The organism is Corynebacterium sp. (genome assembly GCF_052107835.1).
GTDB lineage: Bacteria > Actinomycetota > Actinomycetes > Mycobacteriales > Mycobacteriaceae > Corynebacterium.
Genome location: NZ_JBQEDF010000042.1, coordinates 23,818 through 29,817, shown reverse-complemented (window position 1 = coordinate 29,817; position 6,000 = coordinate 23,818). Strand labels below are relative to the sequence as shown.

At 68.0% G+C, this 6,000-nt stretch carries 7 protein-coding genes; all 7 read right to left on the bottom strand.

Annotated features, from left to right (window positions below; translation table 11 throughout):
- Positions 1-106: 106 nt before the first annotated feature.
- The 7 genes from ACTIL2_RS10855 to ACTIL2_RS10825 all read right to left on the bottom strand — a co-directional run bounded on the left by ACTIL2_RS10855 (position 107) and on the right by ACTIL2_RS10825 (position 5,808).
- Complete coding sequence (locus ACTIL2_RS10855) at positions 107-883, bottom strand: ABC transporter ATP-binding protein (RefSeq protein WP_442337484.1); 777 nt, start codon at positions 881-883, stop codon at positions 107-109.
- Positions 880-1,521 (bottom strand): TetR/AcrR family transcriptional regulator, encoded by a 642-nt coding sequence (locus tag ACTIL2_RS10850; RefSeq protein ID WP_442337483.1) that lies wholly within the window; start codon positions 1,519-1,521, stop codon positions 880-882. Before ACTIL2_RS10850 ends, ACTIL2_RS10855 begins: the two co-directional genes overlap by 4 nt.
- Positions 1,522-1,607: 86 nt before the next feature.
- Positions 1,608-2,531, bottom strand: a complete 924-nt coding sequence (locus ACTIL2_RS10845; RefSeq protein ID WP_442337482.1) for a 1,4-dihydroxy-2-naphthoate polyprenyltransferase — start codon at positions 2,529-2,531, stop codon at positions 1,608-1,610.
- The gene (gene menE, locus ACTIL2_RS10840; protein ID WP_442337481.1) at positions 2,528-3,736 is read right to left on the bottom strand and encodes an o-succinylbenzoate--CoA ligase; all 1,209 of its coding nucleotides are present in this window, start codon (positions 3,734-3,736) and stop codon (positions 2,528-2,530) included. The genes ACTIL2_RS10845 and menE overlap by 4 nt, the downstream gene beginning before the upstream one ends.
- A 13-nt stretch (positions 3,737-3,749) precedes the next feature.
- Positions 3,750-4,043, bottom strand: coding sequence for a hypothetical protein (locus ACTIL2_RS10835; protein ID WP_442337480.1), 294 nt, complete (start codon positions 4,041-4,043; stop codon positions 3,750-3,752).
- Positions 4,044-4,200: 157 nt separating this feature from the next.
- Positions 4,201-4,485 (bottom strand): hypothetical protein, encoded by a 285-nt coding sequence (locus ACTIL2_RS10830; protein WP_442337479.1) that lies wholly within the window; start codon positions 4,483-4,485, stop codon positions 4,201-4,203.
- A gap of 6 nt (positions 4,486-4,491) precedes the next feature.
- A complete protein-coding gene (locus ACTIL2_RS10825; RefSeq protein ID WP_442337478.1) occupies positions 4,492-5,808 on the bottom strand; it encodes an anion permease in 1,317 nt (438 codons plus the stop codon).
- Between the last annotated feature and the right edge of the window lie 192 nt (positions 5,809-6,000).

The following is a 6,000-nucleotide window of genomic DNA, read 5'->3' as shown; positions in this document are numbered from 1 at the left end:
CTCGCTGCACCCAGAGCCAGTACCAGGCCGATCAGGGCAAGGAGGGAGCCGACGGCGAGGCCCAGGGGTGTACGGGCGTGGCGGTGCTCGATGCGGGCCCAGGTGACTAGTGTCCGAACCATGACAGCAGCTCCTGGTTCACCGGCTCGGAGTCGGAGAGCCGGATGAAGGCCTCCTCCAGGCTTCCGCCAGCGCTGACCTCGGCTAACGTACCGTCGGCGGCGATGCTCCCCGCGACCAGGACAGCCACGTGGGTACAGATACTCTCCACCAGGAGCATTGAATGGCTGGAGATCACCACGGCACCGCCCGAATGCACGTAGTTCATCAGCACCCGGCGGATGGCCACGGCCGAAACCGGGTCAATGGACTCGAAGGGCTCGTCGAGAATAAGCAGGCCCGGATTGTGCAGCATCGCGGTGGCGATCCCGATCTTCTTGGTCATGCCCGCCGAGTAGTCCGCAATCAGGGTCGATCCCGCGCGGTTCAACTCCATCAGGTCGATCAGGCTCTCGGTGCGCTGTTCCACCTCGTCCCGCTCCATCCCGCGCAACGCGCCATGCAGATGGAGCAGTTCGCGGGCGGTCATCCGGTCCGGCAGGGTGTAGCCGTCGGGCAGGACGCCGAACAGCGCCTTGGCGGCCACCGGATCGTCCCATACATCGTGTCCGAACACCCGCACAGTCCCAGCGTCGGGGCGGAGGAGACCCACGGCCATGGACAGCATGGTCGTCTTGCCTGCCCCGTTGGGGCCGATGATTCCGTAGCAGGCTCCGGCAGGCGCCTGCAGACTCACGTCATCGACCGCCGTCTCCGTCCCGAAAGTCCTGCGTATCCGGGTGATCTCGAGGGCCGGGGTTGGTGGTGTCCGTTGTTCTGTCATACGTGCCTCTCCCTGGCCTTCCCGGTGGCCAGCATCCGGCCCACAAGGTCCTGCAGGTTGGACGAGAACGCCTGGGGGTCCATGTCCGGCTCGGCGGCGAACATCCCGGTCAATGCGTCGATGGTGGACCGGATCACCACGGCGACTGTGCGGGCGTCGGCGTCCCCGAACTCCCCGGCCCGCTGCCCGTCGAGGACCAACCGCTCGACGAAGGAGATGAGTTCGTCGCTGTCGGCGTGGCTGTAACGCAACTGTCCGTCGGGTCCTCGCAGGTTGCGGAAGATCTCGGCCAGTCCAGCCAGGCGCCGTTGGTTGGTCCAGGCAAAGAGCACACAGCCGTGCAGGTACGAATTCAGCTTCTCCCGGTGTCCCCGGGCGGACTCCATGGCCTCCAGCAGATCCGGCGCGGCCGCCGTGTAGACCTCCTCCACCGCGGATTCCAGCAGTTCCCGCTTTGAGCCGAAGTGGTACAGCACCACGCCCTTGGAGACCTCCGCCCGCCGTGCGACCTCAGCGATCGAGGTTCCGGCGAACCCGGCTTCCGCCAGGGCCTCCAGGGTGCACTGGATGAGCTGGGTACGCCGGGCACGCTCAAGGAACGTTGGGGACTGACCTGCTGTGGTATTTTCTGACCGCATGGTCAAACAGTAGAACGGCCGGTCGGTCCGTGCAAGGGTGCGGTGGGTCCGCCGCGGCGCGCGGACGTTCCCCCGGTGGTCGCGGTCTACGCGTGCAGCAGCATCGCCAGAAGCATGGCCAGCGACCAGACCAGCATCCCGCGGCCGGTCAGGCCCAGCACCGGGATCAGCTCCTTGCCTTCGGCACCCCGCACCACGGGCAGCGCGGCGACGAACAGCAGCGGAACGGCGACGAGGCCGATCAGTGCCGCGATCCCTGCTCCGGCGACGATCACGGTGATCACCACGGACGCGGACACCAGGCCCACGTACAGCCAACGCGTCGCCTGATCCCCCAGGATCACGGCCAGGGTCGTCTTCCCGGCGGCCCCGTCGGTCGGGATGTCGCGCAGGTTGTTGACCAGGTTCACCGACGCCGACAGGCTCCCCACCCCGACCGCGAGCAGCGCGCCGACCCAACTGACCTGGCCGGACTGGGTGAACTCCGTGCCCATCACGGCGACCAGCCCGAAGAACACGAACACCGCGACCTCGCCGAGCCCGTGGTAGCCGTAGGGGTGCTTTCCGCCGGTGTAGAACCAGGCACCCAGGATGCACACCGCTCCGACGATGATGAACCACCACGCCGAGGCCAGTGACAGCACGATCCCGGCCACGCCGGCGACGCCGAAGCACAGGAACGCGGCCGCCTTCACCCGTGCCGGGGGAACAAGGCCGGAGCCGGTGAGGCGCAGCGGACCGGTGCGGTCGTCGTCGGTGCCGCGGATGCCGTCGGAGTAGTCGTTGGCGTAGTTCACGCCGATGATCAGGGCCATGGCCACCACGGCGGCCAGCAGTGCCCGCCACCAGGACGGTTCACCGTCGTGGACGGCGGCGGCCGTTCCCGCGAGAACGGGCGCCACGGCGTTGGCCCAGGTGTGGGGTCGTGCACCGGTCAGCCAGTCCCGGGCGGTGGCGGTTTCCGCTGGGCCGGGGCCGCCCGGGGTGCTGGTGTCGTCGGACGAAGTCATGCGCCCAGTCTAGTCGCCAGCTGCCGCCGGACGGCCTGCCGGTCGAGCTTCCCCGGCCCGGTCAGCGGAAGCGACCGGACGCCCACAGCCCGCCGTGGGATCAGGTGTGGTTCGGTGCCGGCACCGCGCAGCAGGCTCCGTACCCGGGAGGTCACGTCCCGTCCGGCCCCGGCACTGTCCTCCACGGCGGCGGCAACGATCTCCCCCCAGTCGGAGTCCGGGACGCCCACGACGCAGGCGGTCATCCCGACCCTGGCCAGGGCGCGTTCGACCTCCTCCGGCAGGATCTTCAGTCCACCGCTGTTGATCGCTCCGTCGGCGCGACCGAGGACGGTCAGGACGCCGTTGTCGATGCGGCCGATATCGCTGGTGCGGAACACCCCGGATTCCGGGAAGGCGTCGGACGCCACGGCGGGATCCGCACTGCGGTAGCCGTCGGCGACGGTCGGACCGGACAGGAGGACGCGCCCGGTCCCGTGGTCGTCGGCGTTCTCGATTCCGACGGAGCTGCCGGGGATCGCGGTCCCGTCGTAGACCATGCCGCCGGCCGTCTCGGAGGACCCGTAGGTCCGGACGATGCGGATACCCGCCGCATGGCACTGGTCCACCAGTCCTGGCGCCGTTGCCGCTCCGCCGACGAGGATGGCGGCGTACTCATGCAGGGCAGCCGTCCCCTCCGGATCTGCGAGGAGACGGGCCAGCTGGGTCGGTACGAGGGAGGTGTACAGGTTGTGGGAGGACCGGGTGGCGCGGAAGTCCGAGGTGGCCCGGGCGAAGGCGTCCGGGGTGAAACCCGCGGCCTTTTCCAGGACCGCTGGCGGGTACCCGGCGTGCAGGCTGCGCAGAATCACCTGTACGCCGGCAATGTGGTGCGGGGGCAGTGCCAGCAGCCACGGCCCGGGACCGGTACCGAAGCGGCCCCGCAGGTACATGGTGGTCGCATCGGCGGAGGCCATGAGGTTCGCCGCACGCAGCCTGGCGCCCTTCGGTGTTCCGGTGGAGCCGGACGTGCAGGCCACGAGCGTGCCGGGGGGTTCGGGTGGGCCCGTGCCGTCGGCATCCATGATGCGGGCGAGTTCCCGTCCTGCTCCGTCGGCGGAGACGGGCAGGACGGCGCGGCGTCCCCCGAGGCACGCTGCCAGGGCAGGCAGGCCGTCGTGGACGCTGCCCGCGTCGGGGGAGAGGGGGAGCGGTTCGAGCTTCACCCCGTTGAGCGTACTACCGGGGCCGGACGAGAAGGCCGAAGCTGTCGGTCAGTGCGAGGGCTTCCGCGTACTCCTGGAGAGTCGATGTACGCCCGTGGATCGCGTGGAAGGCACCGTCCACGTCCTGCGCGGTGGCGGGAGTGCGGCCGGACGCGATGAGGTGGGCGACAACGTCGGTGTGTGCCCGGTCCGCGAGGTCTTCCTGCCGAGTGGGGAGGACGCCCAGAACCGAGGCTGCGGTGTCGGCGGAGTCGCCCAGGGTGGGCGACCGGTACCAGTCGAGAAGTTTGGACAGTGGGTTGGTCAACGGTTTCACCTCTTCCTACTCAGACATCGTTGACTACGTTCGCAATGTAGAGGGTAGATCCAATTGTGGGGCAAGTCAAGTATTGAGGGTAAAAAGGCAGCGCACCGGGGGATTTCCGGTGCGCTGGAGCCTTGTCCTCAGGTGCGTTCATCGGTGATTAATCGCCCGATGAACCCCCGGTTCCGAAGAGGTCCCACCCGAAGGTGTCGTATATCCGCCCCTGGGTGATCCACAGCAGTCCGATGACCACCGCGATGACGACGGCCAGGAAGATCAGGCCGGCGAGTGCACGCTGCCACTGGGGAATGTGCTGGCTGGCGTGCCCCTCGACACCCTGTGCCGGCGAGGAGAGCTTGATGCCGATGCCGAACAGGATCGGCAGTCCCGCGCCCAGGACGATCCCGACGATGGTGACCTGGAAGAGGTCGCTGAGAAGTTCCATGGTTCCCTAGTCCTTCCTCTGGCTGTCGTGACCGGTGGAGGTGTCCACGAAGTGGGCGGGGTCGTGTACGCCTGCGCTGGCGCCGGACAGTGCCATCGCGGCGGAGGTCGTGGCGTTCGGCCCCTCGGCCTCGGCGTCGACCTCCTCGTCCGGGGGCGTGAGGCCGTGCTCGTCCCAGTCGGCGTTGACGTTGTCGGCGTGGACCGGCTGGCGACGGGCGCGGACGACGATCGCCCCGACGGCGAGCAGGAGGACCACGAAGGCGACGATCGCCCCTCCCGCGGTGTTCGTCAGCGTCGCTGTGCCGTGGGAGATCTGCCAGATGATGAAGGACACCAGTGCGGCGATGGGGATGGTGGTCACCCACGCCACGGCCATGCGTCCTGCGACGCTCCAACGGACGTCCGCGCCGGGACGTCCCAACCCGGAGCCGAGGATGGAGCCGGTGGACACGTGGGTCGTCGACAGTGCCATGCCGAAGTGTGCGGAGGTCAGGATGATCGCCGCGGAGGAGGTCTCCGCCGCCATGCCCTGGGGTGAGGAGATCTCCACGAGGCCCTTTCCGAGGGTGCGGATCACGCGCCAGCCGCCGGAGTAGGTGCCCGCGGCGATGGCGATCGCACAGGACGCCGTCACCCAGAACGGCATGTTCGCGGCTTCCTCGAGGTGGCCGGAGGCGACCAGGGCGAGGAAGATGACTCCCATCGTCTTCTGTGCGTCCGAGGTGCCGTGGGCCAGGGCCACCAGCGAGGCGGAACCGATCTGGCCGAGCCGGAAGTAGTTGTCGCGGTCGGATTCGCGGGTTCTGCGGGTGAAGCGGTAGACGCCGTACGTTCCGACGGTCGCCACGAGACCGGCGATGACCGGGGCGGCGAGAGCGGGGACGACGATCTTGCCCACCACGCCACCCCACTCCACGCCGGAGAAGCCCAGGGCGCCGATCGCGGCACCGATCAGTCCGCCGAACAGTGCGTGGGAGGAGCTCGACGGGAGGCCGAAGAGCCAGGTGATGAGGTTCCAGAGGATGCCGCCTATGAGCCCGGCGAACACCACGAGCAGGAGTTTGTCGGCGTCGACGACATTGGTCAGGTCGAAGGCCTCGAGGTTCACGATTCCGCTGGCCACGGTCTTCGCCACCTCAACGGAGAGGAAGGCGCCCACGAGATTGAGTCCACCGGCGAGCGCGACGGCCACCTTGGGCTTGAGGGCTCCGGTGGCGATCGAGGTCGCCATGGCGTTGGCCGTGTCGTGGAAGCCGTTGGTGAAGTCGAACGCGAGGGCTGTCCCGATCACGAGGATGAGGATGAGAACTTCTGTGGTCACCCTAGGAGAATCTCTCGCTCAAGCGCGAAATTCCACAGGCCCACACCAAATGGGGGTGATTCTGGGCAGGGCTGCCGAACCCGGGTGAATGGTGGGAAAATTCACGCATCGAAACGCTTGTTTTCCATTGTCTTCGCAGGTGGAAGGCGGTGCATAAGTTGCTTCAGATGCGGGCGCGAAAAACAATGGGAA

Coding starts and splice junctions, on each gene's coding strand:
- ACTIL2_RS10855 (WP_442337484.1), bottom strand. CDS start 883: ATGACAGAACAACGGACACCACCAACCCCGGCCCTCGAGATCACCCGG.
- ACTIL2_RS10850 (WP_442337483.1), bottom strand. CDS start 1,521: ATGCGGTCAGAAAATACCACAGCAGGTCAGTCCCCAACGTTCCTTGAG.
- ACTIL2_RS10845 (WP_442337482.1), bottom strand. CDS start 2,531: ATGACTTCGTCCGACGACACCAGCACCCCGGGCGGCCCCGGCCCAGCG.
- ACTIL2_RS10830 (WP_442337479.1), bottom strand. CDS start 4,485: ATGGAACTTCTCAGCGACCTCTTCCAGGTCACCATCGTCGGGATCGTC.